The 18337-nt window shown below is 43.6% G+C and carries 20 protein-coding genes; 15 read left to right on the plus strand and 5 right to left on the minus strand.

Annotation, left to right across the window (positions count from 1 at the left end):
- Positions 1 to 17: 17 nt before the first annotated feature.
- Positions 18 to 803, minus strand: coding sequence for a crotonase/enoyl-CoA hydratase family protein (locus NI389_RS14075; RefSeq protein ID WP_308360487.1), 786 nt, complete (start codon positions 801 to 803; stop codon positions 18 to 20).
- A 362-nt stretch (positions 804 to 1165) separates the two neighbouring features.
- On the opposite strand from NI389_RS14075, the gene NI389_RS14080 reads away from it, so the two are divergent.
- From NI389_RS14080 to NI389_RS14090, 3 genes are read left to right on the plus strand one after another with little or no spacing between them, the layout of a single operon-like run.
- Entirely contained in the window at positions 1166 to 1486 is a 321-nt protein-coding gene (locus NI389_RS14080; RefSeq protein WP_372588603.1) for an HI1450 family dsDNA-mimic protein, read from the plus strand.
- Between the two features lie 52 nt (positions 1487 to 1538).
- Positions 1539 to 2351, plus strand: a complete 813-nt coding sequence (locus NI389_RS14085) for a DUF481 domain-containing protein (protein ID WP_308360488.1) — start codon at positions 1539 to 1541, stop codon at positions 2349 to 2351.
- Positions 2352 to 2362: 11 nt separating this feature from the next.
- Positions 2363 to 2791, plus strand: coding sequence for a hypothetical protein (locus NI389_RS14090; protein WP_308360489.1), 429 nt, complete (start codon positions 2363 to 2365; stop codon positions 2789 to 2791).
- A gap of 19 nt (positions 2792 to 2810) precedes the next feature.
- On the opposite strand, the gene NI389_RS14095 is transcribed toward NI389_RS14090, so the two are convergent.
- Both NI389_RS14095 and ygfZ read right to left on the minus strand, forming a co-directional pair.
- Positions 2811 to 3314, minus strand: a complete 504-nt coding sequence (locus tag NI389_RS14095) for an FKBP-type peptidyl-prolyl cis-trans isomerase (RefSeq protein ID WP_308362566.1) — start codon at positions 3312 to 3314, stop codon at positions 2811 to 2813.
- A 13-nt stretch (positions 3315 to 3327) separates the two neighbouring features.
- Entirely contained in the window at positions 3328 to 4245 is a 918-nt protein-coding gene (ygfZ, locus tag NI389_RS14100; protein WP_308360490.1) for a CAF17-like 4Fe-4S cluster assembly/insertion protein YgfZ, read from the minus strand.
- Between the two features lie 276 nt (positions 4246 to 4521).
- Between ygfZ and NI389_RS14105 the strand changes: the two genes are divergently transcribed.
- Both NI389_RS14105 and NI389_RS14110 read left to right on the plus strand, forming a co-directional pair.
- Complete coding sequence (locus tag NI389_RS14105) at positions 4522 to 4773, plus strand: FAD assembly factor SdhE (RefSeq protein WP_308360491.1); 252 nt, start codon at positions 4522 to 4524, stop codon at positions 4771 to 4773.
- Positions 4754 to 5176 (plus strand): hypothetical protein, encoded by a 423-nt coding sequence (locus NI389_RS14110; protein WP_308360492.1) that lies wholly within the window; start codon positions 4754 to 4756, stop codon positions 5174 to 5176. The genes NI389_RS14105 and NI389_RS14110 overlap by 20 nt, the downstream gene beginning before the upstream one ends.
- On the opposite strand, the gene nadB is transcribed toward NI389_RS14110, so the two are convergent.
- Complete coding sequence (gene nadB / locus NI389_RS14115) at positions 5148 to 6767, minus strand: L-aspartate oxidase (protein ID WP_308360493.1); 1620 nt, start codon at positions 6765 to 6767, stop codon at positions 5148 to 5150. The genes NI389_RS14110 and nadB overlap by 29 nt on opposite strands.
- Before the next feature lie 300 nt (positions 6768 to 7067).
- On the opposite strand from nadB, the gene rpoE reads away from it, so the two are divergent.
- From rpoE to pdxJ, 10 genes are all read left to right on the plus strand, one after another.
- Positions 7068 to 7649, plus strand: a complete 582-nt coding sequence (rpoE, locus tag NI389_RS14120) for an RNA polymerase sigma factor RpoE (protein ID WP_308360494.1) — start codon at positions 7068 to 7070, stop codon at positions 7647 to 7649.
- A 2-nt stretch (positions 7650 to 7651) separates the two neighbouring features.
- Entirely contained in the window at positions 7652 to 8293 is a 642-nt protein-coding gene (locus tag NI389_RS14125; RefSeq protein ID WP_308360495.1) for a sigma-E factor negative regulatory protein, read from the plus strand.
- 4 nt (positions 8294 to 8297) lie between these two features.
- Positions 8298 to 9248 (plus strand): MucB/RseB C-terminal domain-containing protein, encoded by a 951-nt coding sequence (locus NI389_RS14130; protein WP_308360496.1) that lies wholly within the window; start codon positions 8298 to 8300, stop codon positions 9246 to 9248.
- The gene (locus tag NI389_RS14135; RefSeq protein ID WP_308360497.1) at positions 9245 to 9694 is read left to right on the plus strand and encodes a SoxR reducing system RseC family protein; all 450 of its coding nucleotides are present in this window, start codon (positions 9245 to 9247) and stop codon (positions 9692 to 9694) included. The genes NI389_RS14130 and NI389_RS14135 overlap by 4 nt, the downstream gene beginning before the upstream one ends.
- A gap of 67 nt (positions 9695 to 9761) precedes the next feature.
- Positions 9762 to 11558, plus strand: coding sequence for a translation elongation factor 4 (gene lepA / locus NI389_RS14140; RefSeq protein ID WP_308360498.1), 1797 nt, complete (start codon positions 9762 to 9764; stop codon positions 11556 to 11558).
- A 17-nt stretch (positions 11559 to 11575) separates the two neighbouring features.
- Positions 11576 to 12511, plus strand: a complete 936-nt coding sequence (gene lepB, locus NI389_RS14145; RefSeq protein ID WP_308360499.1) for a signal peptidase I — start codon at positions 11576 to 11578, stop codon at positions 12509 to 12511.
- Between the two features lie 2 nt (positions 12512 to 12513).
- Positions 12514 to 13191 (plus strand): ribonuclease III, encoded by a 678-nt coding sequence (gene rnc, locus NI389_RS14150; protein ID WP_208842635.1) that lies wholly within the window; start codon positions 12514 to 12516, stop codon positions 13189 to 13191.
- On the plus strand, positions 13181 to 14080 hold the full coding sequence (gene era, locus NI389_RS14155; protein WP_308360500.1) for a GTPase Era: 900 nt from the start codon (positions 13181 to 13183) through the stop codon (positions 14078 to 14080). The genes rnc and era overlap by 11 nt, the downstream gene beginning before the upstream one ends.
- Positions 14081 to 14755 (plus strand): DNA repair protein RecO, encoded by a 675-nt coding sequence (gene recO / locus NI389_RS14160; RefSeq protein ID WP_308360501.1) that lies wholly within the window; start codon positions 14081 to 14083, stop codon positions 14753 to 14755.
- Positions 14756 to 14765: 10 nt separating this feature from the next.
- A complete protein-coding gene (pdxJ, locus tag NI389_RS14165; protein WP_308360502.1) occupies positions 14766 to 15503 on the plus strand; it encodes a pyridoxine 5'-phosphate synthase in 738 nt (245 codons plus the stop codon).
- A gap of 33 nt (positions 15504 to 15536) precedes the next feature.
- Here pdxJ and barA read toward each other — a convergent pair whose 3' ends face one another.
- Positions 15537 to 18299 carry a two-component sensor histidine kinase BarA gene (barA, locus tag NI389_RS14170; protein ID WP_308360503.1) on the minus strand — a complete coding sequence of 921 codons (2763 nt, stop codon included), beginning with the start codon at positions 18297 to 18299 and terminating at the stop codon, positions 15537 to 15539.
- Positions 18300 to 18337: the final 38 nt, after the last annotated feature.

The following is an 18337-nucleotide window of genomic DNA, read 5'->3' on the forward strand; positions in this document are numbered from 1 at the left end:
ATCATCCTTTTTTCAGTCTATTTGCGCGGCAAAAAGTGGATTGGAGAGTCTGATTTGACATTTTTCATCACTATTTTAGTGTTCTTTGCGAGCAAAAGGCCCAGCTGAGTGGCGGTTTCCTTTGCTAGTATAGTCCGTTCACGATTGTGGTAAGCGCGCTGACAAAGCGACTTAATACCTGCTAAAGCATCGGGCGAACGCGATTTAAGTATGTCTAACATTTCCATGCAACGATGTCTTGGATCATCGCATATTTGCGTAATTAAACCCTGTTGTTTCGCTGTTTCGACCGGAATAGGGTCTGCTGTCATACTTAACCATAGCGCATCGTCGTAGTTCATTTGGGCTGGCAAATGTATTGTAGCCCCCATGTCTGGACATAGCCCCCATCGAGCCTCCATGATGGCAAATTGCGAAGTGGGTGCTGCGAGTCTAAAGTCACAGCCAAGCGCAATTTGCAGACCTCCACCAAAACAATTGCCGTGAATGAGCGCAAACGTAGGAATTGGTAATGAATGCCATCCAAGCACGACTTTTTGAACGAGGTTTTGATTTCCTGGAAGCCATTTAAAGAGTAATTGGACAATTTTAAAGGGGGACTTTACCACACTCTTCACATCGAGCCCGGAGCTGAAGTGATTGCCATCCCCAGTGATCACCGCGGCGCGCAGGTTCTTATCCTTTCTTATTTGCTTGATGACGCTTGCAAGTTGTTGAAACATTTCAAACGATAAGGCATTTTGCTTTTCCGGTCTGGATAACGTGATCCACGCGACTTGTTCTTTTATTTCTAGTTTTACCATGTGCTTAATCCCATGATTTTTAGCCTGAATTCTAATTTTTATAACAGGTCTGATGTCTACTTCTTCCAAGTGTAAAGCGAATTATGAAAACAAGAAAGCAAGGCGAGATATTGGTGTTGGATGAAAAACAATCACCAAGGATGGCGCGACGAGTAAAATAGGTTTAGTGATTGTTGAATATATTGAAATAGAAAGAGTTAGCGCTTATTGTAGAAATGGTCTTGTACGTTGGATTTTTTATTACGTGTTATGAGTGCCGTTGAGCTAATGACCTGTGATTTACAGAAATTCTATCGTAGTCATAGCAAATAATTTTCGTAATTTGCTATGATAGACGTCTAATTTTATGTTGAGAAAGTATTATGTCAGCAAGACTCCACAGCGTTGAAGAAGCAACGAACCAAGCCTACGAAATCTTTTTGGAAATGGCGCCGGATAACTTGTCGGAAGATGACATTGAACTTTTTAATGAGCATCGCGAAGAAGCTGGGTTTATAGAAGACAGCGAGCCTGATGAAAGTTGGGCTGCGTTTGTTGAATACGAGATCGAGCCTGAAGCCTTTGTTCAAGTCCTTGTTGGGCTTGAAGTCGATGAGCAAGACCTTTTATTTGCAAAGATTTTGATCAGTCGTGATATTGATGCGCCATTTTGCCATGTCGTTTGGTTGCGTGGTCAACAATAATTCCCGTTAACTAAACCTAAATTTAGGTTCGTAATTAGAAGTTATAAGTGTAGTGAGAAAATACTTAATTACGTTGTTATGTGTAAGTGCGTTCAGTTATGCAGGCGATCCGTTTGAGGATTTCCACGAATACGGCGATTTGTCTGAGGCGGAAATCCACCAACAGCATCAAGGCGAGTTACTCTATGGTGACACCGAGTTTGGTTTAAGCTTAAGCCAAGGCAACACGGAATCAACGTCTTTCAAGCTCAAAAGCAATCTATATCAAGACTTTAGCGTTTGGCGAAATCATTTCAAATTAGACGGATTGTATCGCCAAGAAGCAAATTCGAGCAGCCATGAAAATGACGTTACTGCCTCACGCGTGTTTGTGTCTGCACAGGGTAACTACAAGCTTGAGGATAAGAAAGCGTCATTTTTTATCTATAGCGATTACGAGCGCGATAAATTCAGTGGTTTGGATTACAAATCAACGGTCGCAACGGGTTACGGAAATCGCTTTTACAAAGGCACAAAAAATACCGTCGACTTTGATATTGGCCCTGGTTTATATATGTCACGAACTCGCGACGACATTGAGCTTGAAGAAGGTGATGAGCGATCACAAATTGGTTATCTACTTCGTGTTGCTCTGCAATGGGAACGGTTAGTGTCCAGTCGCACACGTTTTAATCAGGATTTAAGTGTTGAACAATCTTTGTCTGGGCTTAATTCTCGATTGAAGTCCGAAACGGCGTTAATCAGCCAAGTGCTAGGGGGGATTTCGATGAAAGCGTCCTACACCTATCGATACAATTCTCAGCCCGTTGAAGGGAAGGCATCCAAAGACAGCGAACTTGGAGTCACTTTGGTGTACAGTTTTTAAGGCAATAATCGATGTATAAACATACTCAATTTGGTTGGGCTATCTGGGGGCTACTCACTTGGATAGCGAGTTTTGTCGCTATCGCGTTGGTCTTAATCGGCCCAAATATCGGTGTGGTCGGCTTTTTGGTGCTACTACTGGTGATGGCAATCCTATTTGGAACTTTAACTGTTGAGGTCGATGATGAATCGATCCGCTGGTGGTTTGGACCTGGTGTATTTAAAAGAGAAGTTAAATTTTCGGAGATTAAAACGGTTCAGCCAGTGATTAATTCTTGGGCCCATGGTATTGGTGTGCGGATCACCCACGATGGCTGGGTATATGGTGTTCACGGCTTTAGAGCGGTGGAAATAACGTTGCTAGACGATACACAAATCCGTATCGGTACAAATCAGCAACGCAAACTAACGGATTTATTAGAAGCAAAAGTGGCCAATTGAGGCCACTTAAAACAGACTATTAATGGTCGTGATCATGACCATGGTCGTGACCACAGCAACCACTTCCATGCACGTGTCCGTGCTCAAGTTCTTCAGCGGTTGCTTCACGCACATCAATGACTTCAACATCAAAGTTGAGCGTAATACCTGAAAGAGGGTGGTTGCCATCAACAATAACGTCATCACCTTCAATACCAATAATAACAACGAGTTGGTCGCCTTCGTCCGTTGTTGCACGGAATTGCATACCAACTTCAATCTCCATGTCTTCAAACATTGATTTAGGGACCGCTTGCGTTAGATTGTCGTAACGCTCACCATAGCCATTTTCTGGCTCAACCGTAACACTAAACGTATCACCAACTTGTTTGCCGATTAGCGCTTCTTCAAGTCCAGGGATCAAATACCCTGCGCCCATGATGATTTCCATTGGTGCTTCATCAAAAGTGTTGTCGATGGTATTTTTTTCGTTATCAAGTACAGCGTAGTGAAGTTTGACAACCGAATTTTGCTCAATTTTCATCATCTTTCCTAAATTATTGCGAGTCTTCTAAAGAATAAGGCAGAGCCTGAATTGTTAAGTGCGCTTCAGGCGAATCTTTAAACCGTAGCACAGTATCTACCGTTGTGTCGTTTGGCAGTACCACAAGTGCTCTAAATTGTTTGGTGTGACTATCATATGCGAAATGCGTTGGTGTATTAGCGCGTCGCCAACTCGTTTCTAACGCCATTTCTAAATCAAGTGACTCAGGCAGCGAGTCAACCTGTGCTGACACGATAAACATCGCTCGTTTGTTCTTTCCGAGATAGCGCATACGAGCAACCGTTTCTTGTCCCGTATAACAACCTTTTTTAAACGAAATACCATTTAATGCTTGCAGATTGACCATCTGTGGGACGTACTCATCGATACTTTGTGCATCCAAACGAGGTTCGCCAGCAGTGATGCTTTCAAGATACCACAGGGCGTTGTCAGGGATATAGGCAAACGTACCCGGCAATTCTGGTTTTTGTTTTGCGAAAACAACAAGTCGTTTTTCATCAAGTACCAGTACTTTTGCCTCCAGTGCTTCACTGTAATATGCGGTTTGGCCTTCGACTGGTGTCACATTAAGTTGTGACAACGAGCTGGAAATTGAATCCGTGATTATGCCAATCGTGACGCGCTCTGCTTGTGCAATTTCGACTTTAGCAAACACACCGTATTTTTTTAACTCACGTAAAGAGGCGTCAACCTCACTTTTTGAGCCCCACAGTATGTAGCTATCCGACTCTTTAAACAGTCTAAATACACCCCAAAGTTTGCCTTTTGGTGAACAGTGTCCTGTCCATTTAAACTGGTCATCCGTCACTAAGTTCATGTCTTGCGTAAGTTGACCGTGTAGGTAACTTAACTTGTCTTGTCCGGTAACTTGAATGAGACCATCATCCAGTATAAAAGCCTGTGCTTGCATAAATCGGATTCCATCATCGTGTTGCTAAGCGAGAATGTGCCTATGATACCTGATAGCGATAGGCTTTCAAAGCCAAGGACGCGGCTGTAAAGGCGGTTTCAGACGACACTCAAAGGTCTACTTGAAGTAAGCGAAATCGCTTGCATCGCTTGCCAATGACTCATAACGCGCTAATCTTTTTGTTTTGTATGGGCAGGAGAGTGCGATTGCAATAGGAAGCTGGTGTGCAAAAGGACGATTTGATAAACTTCCCGACATCAAATGATGGGGTAAGTCATGACTGAATTGTATTCAAAAGCAAGAATTAAATGGGCGTGTCGCCGTGGCATGTTAGAACTTGATGTGTTGTTAGAGCCATTTGTTGAAGCAGCGTATGATGTATTGTCGGCTGAGGATAAATATGTTTTCCAACAATTGCTCGAAGTTGAAGACCCAGATCTCTTTGCCTGGTTTATGGGCCATGAGCAATGTCCTGACCCGATTTTAGCCAAAATGGTGGCGCTCATTCTTGACCGTGTCCGCGTATAGGATTGATTTTTCTAATAACAACCCAAGCCATAAGTGGTTAGTCGCTTGGGTTGTATTGACCTGTCCTTCTTTGTTATTCCTCTATCCGACCCTTAGTTCGCTGGTGCTGGTGATAGCTGGCTGGATACCTTTAAGTCTACACACTTGGAAATCGATTAATCAGTGGTTTATCGTTGATGGCGTTGTGGTGCTGAATGACGGCCATATCGAGATTTATGATGGGCAAGGGGTGGTATTGATGGGAAGGCTATTGCCTACATCGCGTATTTTTGATGGCCTTGTCGTGATTTATGTACAAAGTGTGGAAAAGAAGACGTGTGTCTGCTTCTTGCCACAATCGTTGCAGCAAGAAGCTTGGCGTTTATTACGACGGACTATTTTATCGTTGCATCACCATCCGTAGGTGAAAGCACCGTCGGGGTTGGATTTTCACTTAACTCGGGGTAGTCAATCGTGTAATGAAGACCGCGACTTTCCTTTCGTTCCAAGGCGCTTCGAATAATTAGCTCGGAAACTTGTACCAAGTTACGAAGTTCAAGTAAGTTATTACTTACTCTGAAGTTGGCGTAGTATTCTTGAATTTCTTGCTTTAAAAGTTCAACACGGCGCAGTGCTCGCTCTAATCGTTTGGTTGAACGAACGATCCCCACGTAGTCCCACATAAACAAACGCAATTCGTGCCAGTTATGTGTAATGACAATTTCCTCATCGGAGTCTGTTACTCGACTCTCATCCCACTCCGGTAATGCAGGGGGTTCTGGATGTGTGGCAAGTTTTGCAAGGATGTCTTTTGCTGCCGCATGCGCAAAAACAATGCATTCTAGCAGAGAGTTACTCGCCATACGGTTTGCACCGTGAAGACCGGTGTAAGCGACTTCGCCAATTGCATAAAGATTATCGATGTCCGTCTTTCCATCAAAGTTTGTCATAACGCCACCGCAGGTGTAATGTGCAGCAGGGACGACAGGGATTGGATCTTTTGTGATGTCTAGCCCAACGCTTAGGCACTTCGCGTAGATAGTTGGGAAATGCTCGATAATAAAGTCTTTGTCTTTATGAGAAATATCGAGATACACGCAATTCGCGCCTAGACGCTTCATTTCAAAATCGATTGCTCTGGCTACGATGTCACGTGGGGCGAGTTCTTCACGAGGGTCAAAATCTGGCATGAAACGTGTGCCGTCAGGACGTCGTAATAGCGCACCTTCACCACGCATGGCTTCGGTGATTAAAAAGTTCTGTAAATCTGGGTGATAGAGACTCGTTGGGTGGAATTGATTAAACTCCATGTTTGCAACTCGGCAGCCTGCACGCCATGCCATCGCAATACCATCACCACTTGATACGTCCGGATTCGAGGTATACAAATAAACCTTACTTGCTCCACCCGTCGCCAAAGCGACAAACTTCGCGCTGATGGTTTCTACGCGTTCCGCTTTACGGTTGTATACGTAAACTCCTTTAACGTGTTTCTCTTGGCTTTGTTTATCGGTGATAAGGTCAATCGCGTTGTAATACTCAAGCAATTGAATGCCGCTGTGTGCTTGCACTTGCGAGATAAGCGTAGTCTGAACCGCACGTCCTGTGGCATCTGCAGCATGTAGAATGCGTCTATGACTGTGTCCACCTTCACGGGTTAAATGAAAGCGTTCTTTGCCTTCACTATCAAACTCCATATCAAATGGAACGCCTTGTTCGATGAGCCATTTTAAGCATGATTTTGCATTGCTTGCTGTGTAATGAACCGCTTCTCGATCACATAGTCCACCGCCAGCTTGGAGGGTATCCTCAACGTGTGACTCAATACTGTCGTTTTTCTTATCAAAAACGGCAGCTATACCACCTTGCGCATAGAGCGTAGAGCCTTCAGTCAGCGCCCCTTTACTGATCACGCTAACTTTACAATGATTGGCCAGAGAAAGTGCAAGTGATAAACCTGCGGCTCCACTCCCGATGATAACAACGTCTGTGCTGTGGTGTTTGGTTTCGTTCATATCAAAGTGTCTTAATTAAACTTTTCCGATCCGTACTCAAATCAGTGTGGTATCTGCTATCATAGTCACTAAACTGAGATGCTGTTAAAAACAACGAGTTAGTTAAACTGTTAGTTCTATGCAGTGATGACTGAGTCATTTATTGCCGCATTTTAAAAAAATACATAAAAACAGAACTTTTTATTCAGGTGTCGGTCATAGTAGCAGTGAAAGATGGCAACTAGCCCCGATAACTAAGCTGCGCAGCACGTAATTGTCGTGTGAAAAGCAATAAAAAACAATAGAGGAGTACCGGCTCGAATGAGCGAGCAGGATTTGGATTTAGAGCTAGTTAGACGAGTTCAGCAAGGAGACAAGAATGCGTTTAACTTGTTGGTTGCCAAGTATCAAAATAAAGTTGCGGCTCTCATTTCTCGTTATGTGAGTAATCACGGTGACGTTGCGGATGTGGCGCAGGAAACTTTTATTAAAGCATATCGTGCTTTGCCTAAATTTAGAGGCGAGAGCGCGTTTTACACTTGGCTATATCGTATAGCTGTGAATTGTTCAAAAAATTATCTAGTGGCAATTGGGCGTAAGCCGCCTGCAAACGACATTGATGCTGAAGAAGCGGAAGTGTACGACGGTGCAGAGCAATTACGTTCAAATGCTTCACCTGAGAACTTATTGATGAGTGATGAGGTCAAAGAAGTAATCTTCAAAACAATTGAAGGTTTACCCGAAGACTTGAAAACGGCCATCACACTTCGAGAAATTGAAGGTATGAGTTACGAGGAAATCGCTGTGGTCATGGATTGTCCAGTAGGAACGGTTCGTTCACGTATTTTTCGAGCTCGCGAAGCCATTGATAATAATTTAAATTCGTTAATAGGCGAGTCTTAACTATGACTAATGCAAACAAACACGCTTCGCTAGAGCAGACTACATCAGACATTTTTGATGGTGAAGTTGGGCGCTCTGCTGAAATGCTGAATGGACTTGAACACGGCAAATTTGTGCGTTACGCCCTTATCGGTGATGCGATGCGCGCGGAAAAAGAAAAGTCCATCTGCATTGATATTACTGCGCAAGTAGCTGCTGCACTTGAGAGCGAACCGACGTATAATATGTCGCATAACGAGCAAGCTCCAGACATTCGAGCTGAGGCCGTCAATGACGATGTAAAATCGAATGTTATTTCTTTGGCGCGCTATAAAAAGCCTTTAGCTCAATTTGCGATTGCAGCAAGTGTGTGTTTGGTTGCTTTAGTTGGTGTAAATAATAATACAACACAGTCTGAGTTGAACAACACGCTTCCATCTTTGCAAACGATGCCGCTTACGGGCTCGGTTTCTCCAGTGAGTTTGTCGACAGAACAGCCTGCTATTGAAAATGCAGCTCAAGGCCTAAGAGAGCTTCAACAACAACGTATTGGTGCGCTTGTGCTTGAGCATCAGCGCCAGTCTAGAATGGCGTACGCGTTACAACAAGCTAAACAGCTTGAAGAGCAGAAGAAAGCGTCAGACGTGACAGAGGAACAAAACTAATTTAATGAAAAAGCTGTTTATTGCGATACTCTGCTTTGCAACTTCTTGGGCGCAAGCTCAGGAAGTTGTCAGTGCAAAACAACTGCTCACCAACCTTGCCGAAGCGGTTCACAGTCGAAATTTTGATGCGTCCTATGTCGTTGTTAAAGGAAAAGCAATGGAGCCTTATCGTTGGTTGCATGGCAAAAAGGACGACACTGAAGTTGAATTCTTAAGTCTTTTAAATGGCGCTGGTTTGGAAATGGTCAGAGTGGGTAACCAAGTGACTTATTTTGAGCCCCAATCAGAACCTTATGCGATTGATACTGATAGCATTGCCGGGCCTATTCCAGAAGTTCTTTTCAAAGACATTTCCATACTTGAGTCCCACTATGATTTCGTTTTAGGCGGTAAAGGACGAATCGCTGGTCGAGCTGCACAACTGGTGCGAATCGAATCAAAAGACGAGAACAAATACAACTATTGGCTGTGGGTTGATGTTGAATCTTCCTTACTTTTGAAAGCCGCGTTTGTAAATCAAACGGGTGAAATGCTTGAACAACTTCAGTTGACCCATCTGAGCATAACAGAAGAGCCAGTCGCGCAATTGCTCGAAATTGCTGGCCGAGATTTTCCCAAAGCGTTGCCGAAAGTGACGACTCAAGCAGCCAAAGATGCGAAAGATAACTGGCGTATTGAATGGTTACCGAAAGGGTTTGAGCTACTAAAATCGGACAGGCATAAGCTCGATTTGAACAACGAATTGGCTGACTATTACCTTTTCTCGGATGGTCTGGTTGACGTTTCCGTATTCGTGCAGCGTCCGTTGCCAGGTAAACGCCCAAGTGGCGCGTTAACGTCAGGCGCAACAACTGTGTACGTCCACAACTCAGGTCGCTTTGACGTTTCAGTGGTTGGCAATATCCCTGCAATGACGGCAAAAAGTATCGCTGAATCGGTAACGCGACCTTTATGATCGAACAAACAATGACGGTGATTGCCGTCAAAGGTCTACGCGGCGAGTTGCAAGCTGAGGCGAAGAAACCGTGCGAGGGCTGTAACGGACGTTGCGGCTCTCAAGTTTTTAATAAACTCTTCAAAACAGAAAAGAAAACGTTGTGGTTTGATTTTCAAGAAGCGGTAGAAGTCGGTCAGAAAGTCACATTGTCGCTGGACGACCGTCATTTGGTTACACACAGTTTTTATGTGTACTTGTTGCCTCTAGTTGCAGCACTTCTTTTTGCGATGTTTGCAGCACTTGTCCTTGAATTGGGGGAAGGCGGACAGATTTTGTCGGCATTGCTCGGTGGAATATTTGGTGCGCTTGTTGCTAAACAGCGTGTTTCTCAGTTCAAACATGAGATAAAATTGGTAAAAATTTATCCAATTAGCCTGCCTTTGACTCAAATTGATGGTGATTAACACTGATTACGGGTAAAATCTCGGCTTTGATCCCATTAACGACTTTTTAGAGTTTAGAATTCAATATATGAAGCACAAGCATATCCGTAACTTTTCGATCATCGCCCATATCGACCATGGTAAATCGACGCTTTCAGACCGCTTAATACAAGTCTGCGGTGGTCTTTCTGAGCGTGAAATGCAGCAGCAAGTATTGGATTCAATGGACATCGAGCGTGAACGTGGTATCACTATCAAAGCGCAAAGTGTGACGCTGAACTATACCGCCAACGACGGTGAAACGTATCAGCTAAACTTTATCGACACTCCAGGTCACGTTGACTTTACTTATGAAGTTTCACGTTCGCTTGCCGCATGTGAAGGTGCGTTGTTGGTTGTTGACGCAGGCCAAGGTGTTGAAGCTCAAACTCTAGCAAACTGTTACACGGCATTGGAAATGAACTTAGAAGTAATTCCAGTGCTTAATAAGATCGATTTACCTCAAGCTGATCCATTGCGTGTTGCTGAAGAAATCGAAGACATTGTTGGTATTGAAGCGCTAGAAGCCGTTCGTTGTAGTGCGAAAACGGGTATCGGTATCGATGAAGTGTTGGAAGTGCTTGTGCGCGATATTCCACCGCCAGAAGGCGATCCTAAATCACCGTTACAAGCGCTTATCATCGACTCTTGGTTTGACCCTTACCAAGGCGTTGTGTCACTGGTTCGTATTAAACACGGTGAATTACGTCAAAAAGACAAGATCAAAATCATGTCGTCGGGGCAAGTTTATGAAGTCGACAATATCGGTATCTTTACACCTAAACAAACTAAAACTGGTATATTGAAGACTGGCGAAGTAGGCTACGTAATTGCAGGCATCAAAGATATTCATGGTGCACCTGTTGGTGATACTATCACGCTTGTAAAAGACCCAGCTCCTCAACGTTTACCCGGTTTTAAACGTGTTAAACCTCAGGTTTACGCAGGTATGTACCCAATTGCTTCAGATGAATACGAAGCATTCCGTGATGCGCTTAATAAATTAAGTTTGAACGATGCGTCGCTGCAGTTCGAACCAGAAAGCTCAACAGCCCTTGGTTTTGGTTTCCGTATCGGCTTCTTGGGCATGCTCCACATGGAAATTATCCAAGAGCGTCTAGAGCGTGAATACGATATGGACTTAATCACATCGGCACCGACCGTAGTGTACGAGATTAAGTTAAAAAATGGCGACATTATTCAAATCGACAATCCATGTGACTTACCGCCAATCAATAACATTGAAGAAATCCGTGAACCTATCGTTGAAGCAAATATCTTAGTACCGCAAGATTACCTTGGTAACGTCATTACGCTTTGCATTGAAAAGCGTGGTATGCAAACGAAGATGACATACCATGGCAACCAAGTTGCGGTGACGTACGAATTGCCGATGGCTGAAGTGGTCATGGATTTCTTTGATAAATTAAAATCAACGAGCCGTGGTTTTGCCTCACTTGATTACAACTTCATTCGCTTCCAAGAAGCCGACATGGTGCGAGTCGATATCTTAATCAATGGTGACCGAGTTGATGCACTTGCGATTATCGCGCATAAAGACTTCGCACAATCACGTGGTCGTCAGTTAGCTGAAGCGTTGAAAGAGCTTATCCCTCGTCAGCAATTCGATATTGCAATTCAAGCCGTAATCGGTGCGCATGTTATTGCTCGTACAACGGTGAAACAATTACGTAAAAACGTATTGGCAAAATGTTACGGTGGTGACGTTAGCCGTAAGAAGAAACTCCTTCAGAAACAGAAAGAAGGTAAGAAACGTATGAAGCAGTTAGGTAACGTTGAAGTTCCTCAAGATGCGTTCTTAGCGATTCTGAAGGTAGGAAAATAATAAGTTAAGGAAAAAGTATGGCAGGTTACTTTTCAGTATTTTTAGTATTACTGACGCTGGGTTCAGGTTTAATTTGGCTTGTTGACCATTTGGTTTACGCCCCAAAACGTCGTGAACGCATCGCAATTGCGAAAGGTTCTTCGCAAGCCGATTTAGATGACGACGTGATTGCGCAAATTGCTCCTGTGCCTGCCATTGCTGAAGGTGCTAAGTCGATTTTTCCAATGATTGCAGCGATTACTATTTTTCGCTCTTTCATTTTTGAACCATTTCAAATTCCATCAGGCTCGATGATGCCAACATTGCTTGTGGGTGACTTTATTTTGGTTCAAAAGTACAGTTACGGCATTAAAGACCCGGTTTGGCGTACTCAACTCGTTGAGGTTAATGAACCAAAACGCGGTGATATCGTGGTGTTTAAGTTTCCACTAGACGAAAAAGTGGATTTTATTAAACGTACAATAGGGCTTCCTGGTGACCGCATTGTTTATCGTAACAAGCGATTGTACATCAAGCCAAACTGTGCGGAAGGACAGGAAAAATCCGGTGAGATGTTCTGTGGTGAATTCAACGCGGTAGACATGGACATTATTAATCGTGACGAATTCTATCAAGGTCTAATGCCGTTGGTGCGTTTGAAAGAAACGCTGCCAGGGCAAACACACGACATCTTGATCAATCCAGAAGCGCTGGAAAGCAAAGGCCGTTATTATCAACAACAAGATACTCGTGCAGATGAATGGGTTGTGCCAGAAGACAGCTATTTTATGATGGGTGACAATCGTGATAACAGCCAAGATAGCCGTATGTGGGGATTCGTTCCTAAGGCAAACTTGGTGGGTAAAGCGGTTTTCATTTGGATGAGTTTTGAGTTTGAGAATGGCCCTGATAGCCTTCTTCCTAGCTTTGTTCCAACTGGTGTTCGTTTTGAGCGCCTAGGTAGCATACAGTAACGATGAAAAAAGACGTAAAAGAGTTATACAAAAAAATAGGTTATGAATTCGAATCGCCTGCTTTTCTTGAGCAGGCAATGACCCATCGTAGTTACAAAGGGCAACACAACGAGCGCCTCGAATTTCTAGGTGACTCTATTTTGAGCTTTGTTATTGCTAATGCCCTATATCACAAGTTTCCAAAAGCACGAGAGGGTGATTTGAGCCGCATGCGTTCGACTCTAGTGCGCGGTCAAACCTTGGCTGAGTTTGGTGTGGAATTTGGTCTTGGGGATTACCTACGTTTAGGTCCAGGTGAATTAAAAAGTGGTGGCTATCGCCGTGAGTCAACCTTAGCTGATGCGGTTGAAGCTATCATTGGTGCTGTATTCCTCGATTCAAATATTGAAACCTGCTCGCAATTAGTACTTGCGTGGTATGAATCCCGTTTGGAAGAAATTTCACCAGGTCATAACCAAAAAGATCCGAAAACATTACTTCAAGAATACTTACAAGCCCGCAAGTTGCCATTACCTGGCTATACTGTAATAGATACGAAAGGGCAGGCCCATAATCAAACGTTCACGGTCGAATGTATTGTTGAAGGTATGGAAAGTATTATTTCGGTAGGTAGCTCGCGCCGTAAGGCAGAGCAAAAAGCAGCTGAAAAGGCGCTAAAGAAGTTAAAGCATGACTCTTAATACACATTGCGGCATGGTGGCGATTGTTGGTCGCCCAAATGTTGGTAAATCAACGCTGTTAAATTGTATCGTTGAACAGAAAGTTAGTATCACCTCGCGTAAGCCTCAAACGACGCGTCATCGTATTTTAGGTATCCATACGGAAGACAACTACCAAGCGGTCTATGTTGATACGCCTGGACTTCACAGTGAAGAAAAGCGCGCAATCAATCGTCTAATGAACCGTGCAGCCTCAAGCTCGATTGGTGATGTTGAAATGATCCTGTTTGTTGTTGAAGGTACTCATTGGACATCGGATGATGAAATGGTACTCAATAAAATCAAAAACAGTGGTCATCCAATCTTTTTGATTATTAATAAAGCCGATAACGTAAAAGACAAAGAAGATCTTATCCCGCATGTGCAGTGGCTTCATGAAAAAGGGGAATTTGCTGGCATTATTCCTATCTCGGCTAAAACGGGTAAAAACGTCGATTTAGTTAAAGCTGAAGTTCGTAAGCGTTTGCCTGAGTGTGAATTTTATTTTCCTGAAGACTATGTAACTGATCGTTCAATGCGCTTTTTAGCGGCGGAAATCGTGCGTGAAAAACTCATGCGCTTTATGGGTGATGAACTGCCTTATTCCGTTACGGTGGAAATAGAGCAATTTAAATGGCAAGACAATGGCGTTTGGCAAATCAATGCGCTTATTTTGGTTGAACGTGAATCGCAAAAACGTATGGTGATTGGTAACAAGGGCGAGAAACTTAAAGTTATCGGTCGTGAAGCACGTAAAGATCTTGAAGCGATGCTAGATAATAAAGTGTTCCTTGAACTGTGGGTCAAAGTTAAATCCGGCTGGGCTGATGATGAGCGCGCTCTTCGTAGTTTAGGATACGGAGAAGACTAATTGGACAGCGATTTCGCTCGCGCCTATTTGTTGCATCGAAGACCTGTGAGTGATTCACAAGTGATGCTCAATGTAGTCGTTGAGGGAATCGGACACATTAAGATGCTTGCCCGGATCAAGGGCAAGCATCAACTGAAACATAACGCGCAACTCCAACCTTTTTTCCCACTGCTTTGTCGATATGCTGGTCGGCATGACATGAAATACCTCAATCAATTCGAACTCCTCACGCTTGGTAATGCAATGCAAGGGAGGCGGCTCTACTGCGGGTTTTACATGAATGAACTGAGTTATCGATTAATGCCGATAAACGAGCCATTAGAAGGGGCATTCGAACTCTATCAAAGTCACCTATTCCGATTGCAAAATGGCGAAGAATTAGAAATCGTATTACGCAGTTATGAATTTGAATTGTTGAACTTACTTGGTTTCGGCATCGAGTTTGATTATGATGCTGACGGAAATTCTGTTAACCCAAAGTTAACGTATCGGTATGTCGCTGAATGTGGCTTTGTACAAAGTGCTTATGGCTATCGCGGACAGGTATTGCTGAACATCGCACAACATGATTACGAACCGATTGAAACACGCCAACAGGCAAAGCGTTTGAGCCGTGAGGTTTTACGCCCTTTGTTGGGCTATAGAGAGTTAAAGAGTCGAGAGCTGTTCATTTAAAGGGAGGCTTATGAAAGAAATACTTTTAGGCGTGAATGTCGATCACGTCGCAACACTTCGCCAAGCGCGTGGAACAAATTACCCCGATCCTGTGCACGCGGCTGCCGTTGCTGAGCACGCAGGCGCTGATGGGATCACTATCCATTTACGAGAAGACCGTCGCCATATTCAAGACCGAGATGTCTATGTGATGGCTAAAACATTGCAAACACGCATGAACTTTGAGTGTGCGGTGACGGAAGAAATGCTTGCGATAGCGCTCGAGATTAGACCCGCTTACGTGTGTCTTGTGCCGGAAAAACGCGAAGAACTCACCACGGAAGGTGGCTTGGATGTTGCGGGCCAAAAAGAAAAGTTAACCGATGCAGTTAAACGTTTAACAGATGCAGGTATTAAGGTGTCACTCTTTATCGATGCCGATAAAACACAAATTGATGCGGCAAAAGAGGTCGGCGCACCTTACATTGAGATTCACACCGGTTGTTATGCAGACGCAACAACGGATGAAGAACAAGCCAAAGAACTCGCTCGCATTACTGAAGGCGTAAAATACGCTCACGGGAAAGGCATCATTGTGAATGCAGGGCACGGTTTACATTATCACAACGTGAAAGCTATCGCTGCTATTCCTGAAATCTACGAACTAAACATCGGTCATGCGATAGTTGCAAGAGCCGCGATTGACGGCATGTCGAAAGCTGTTTCCGATATGCGTAAATTGATGAAAGAAGCTAGACAAGGCATCTAGTTTCTTTCGATATTAAGCGAAAGAGAGGTTGCATTAAGCAGCCTCTATGCCTGAATCCCGCAATAGATTTTCAAGTTCATCCAATAATTCAAAAATTTCAGGTTCTAAGTCGGTAATCGCCAAACCCTGTTTCAGTGACGTCTCAATCGTTTCAGAAAGTTTCTTCAGTTTTGGCACTCCTGTGTAGCAACAAGCACCATGGAATTTGTGAATGATTGTCAGTAAATGCTCACTGTCTTTGTTGTCCATCGCTTCGTTAATCAGTTTTAATGTTTCAGGAACGCTTAACAACAACATATTCAACATTTCCAGCGCGAGGTCATTCTTCCCTCCAGCATGCAACAGTGCCTGCTCCCAATCTAAAAGTTGGCTGTCGAACGGCGCTTTACTCGGCTTCGGCGCATCTTTTGCTATTTTACTCACACGTAAAACGGTCTCACTGAAATCACAAATAGTTTGACGCAGCATATCCTCATCAATCGGTTTCGTCAGATAACCTTTGAAACCCATTTTCAGTAAGTCGTCTTTTTCACCGGCTAATGCATGAGCTGTTACGGCTATGATAGGGGTGTCTTCATTCAAAGACGCATCCAAAATTGTTTTACAGGCTGTTATGCCGTCAGTTATCGGCATTTGAATGTCCATAAAAATAATGTCGTACTTATGTGATTTGCACAGCGAGATGGCTTGTGAACCGTTGTGTGCCTTATCAATACTTTCCACTTGTTCATTTAAAAGTGTCGTGATGAGCTTCAGGTTCGCGTCGTTGTCATCTGCAACCAGTACTTTTAAAGGTAAGATATCAAAATCGTCGTTCGCTTCGCCCACGTCAGGGTGGTCTAGTCGATAAGGTGCTGCAAGTAACTCGCAAAGTTTTCGGTGATTTACCGGTTTGCTTAAACTGGCATCTGCCCCAGAACCTATCAAAGACTCACGCATGTTGTGCGAAATTGTGTTGAGTAACAGATACAAATAGTCTGTCTGACCTCTTACTTTATTGATGTATGACTTGAGTGTCTGCATTTGGTCGACATTCGCCATATGGCCAATCAAACACACATCGTAATTAAACTCAGGTTGCAAGGCTGCGAGAAAGCTTTCTTCGTCAATGCATGCGGTAACCTGCATTTCCCACTCTTCAAGCAGGGCCGCAACGGCTTGATGAGTGTGTTCATGCGATTCGAAAAAGAGTACTCGTTTATGTTTAAGAGATTTAATCGGTAAGTCATTGTTAAATAGATGATTTGGCAGTTCCAATATGGCGTTAAAGGTAAAGCAACTGCCATTACCCTGTGCCGAGTTTAGTGTGATGCGGCCATTCATTGCCTCAACCAAATGTTTGGTAATGATGAGGCCAAGCCCCGTGCCACCAAATTTGCGCGTAATGCTTGAATCAGCCTGGCCGAACGGCGTAAACAAGGTATCTTGCTTTTCTTGGGCTATCCCCACGCCGGTGTCTGAAACGGATACCAACAACGAGGCGCGTTGGTCATCCAGCATTCGATGACCGACATCAATTTTAACAGAGCCTTTTTCCGTAAATTTAATGGCGTTATTGATTAGGTTTATCAAGATTTGTTTAAAACGAGTGGGATCACCAATTAAATTGTCAGGGACCTTTCTATTGATGTATACCGATAATTCGAGTTGCTTTTCATGTGCACTTGGCGCAAGTAACGTCATGACTTCATTGACGACATCACGCAATTGGAACTGAATGTTTTCGAGCTCCATTGCACCTGCCTCCAGTTTAGAAAAATCCAAAATGTCGGAAATAATGCTCATTAGGCTATTTGCAGATAAAACGATTGTGTCCAAATAATCCTTTTGATGACGATTTAGAGGCGTTTTGTAAAGCTGACGTGTAAAGCCAATGACACCATTGAGGGGGGTACGTAATTCGTGACTCATTTTAGCCAAGAAATCCGACTTCACTTTGTTCGCATCTTGAGCCTCTCGCTTTGCTATGCCCAACTGAATGTTTTGCATTTCGTATTGTTCTAGCGTTTCACGATAATCGCTCGTTGCTTGGTCAATGTGTTTTTGCATTTCCTCTTTTTGCAGCGTCATTTTGTCGCTGATGCTGTTGAGACCGAGTCTCAGCAGCTCAAATTCACCTTCCATTTTGTCGTGGATACCAATGTCGTGCTTTCCTTCCGTGAGTTTGTCTGTGGCAAGCAACAGGCGACGAAGCGGGCGGGTAAAACGTTGTCCAAAGTAAATTGCTAAAATCCCCGCTATCAACAACGTAACAACGAGGATTGCAATGCTCGCAAGGACAGAGCGTTGTTGAGAAATACGAGCCTCGTCTAAACTCAATTCTATCGCTAAGACACCTAAATTGGCTGGCGCAGGGCCTTGCCACAAGTCGACATGTTGGCTGAAATGAGTGATAGGGCTATAAACAATGATGGATTTATCATGCAGCTCGCTGCGAGTTGAAAGCAGTTCACTTACGTTGCTAGGAAATTTTAAATGCGCAAATTGAGAATTGAAATTACTTGTGAGAAAGAGTTTGTTATCGGTGTCAAAAATGGCAATCGAGTTGATTAAATGACCATGCTTATTTTGCGTGATAGACAATAAGCGATGTAATTGAGCTTTGTCCTTTGCCATCATCGGAGCTTCAAGTGCCACAGCCAAAGATTCAACGATACTTGTTCCACGTGCTTCAACAATTTGTTCAAGCTCAACAAAGCGATTTAAGGTAAAATAGCTACCAAGTAATACGCCAATGATAATGGTTGGCAGCAAAGTCAAAGTTAAAACGCTATCTCGAAAGCTTAATTTGGTCATATTTAGCGTGTTTTTTCTTATGTTAACGCTAGATTAAT

Source organism: Pseudoalteromonas xiamenensis (assembly GCF_030994125.1).
In the GTDB taxonomy this organism is placed as follows: domain Bacteria; phylum Pseudomonadota; class Gammaproteobacteria; order Enterobacterales; family Alteromonadaceae; genus Pseudoalteromonas; species Pseudoalteromonas xiamenensis_B.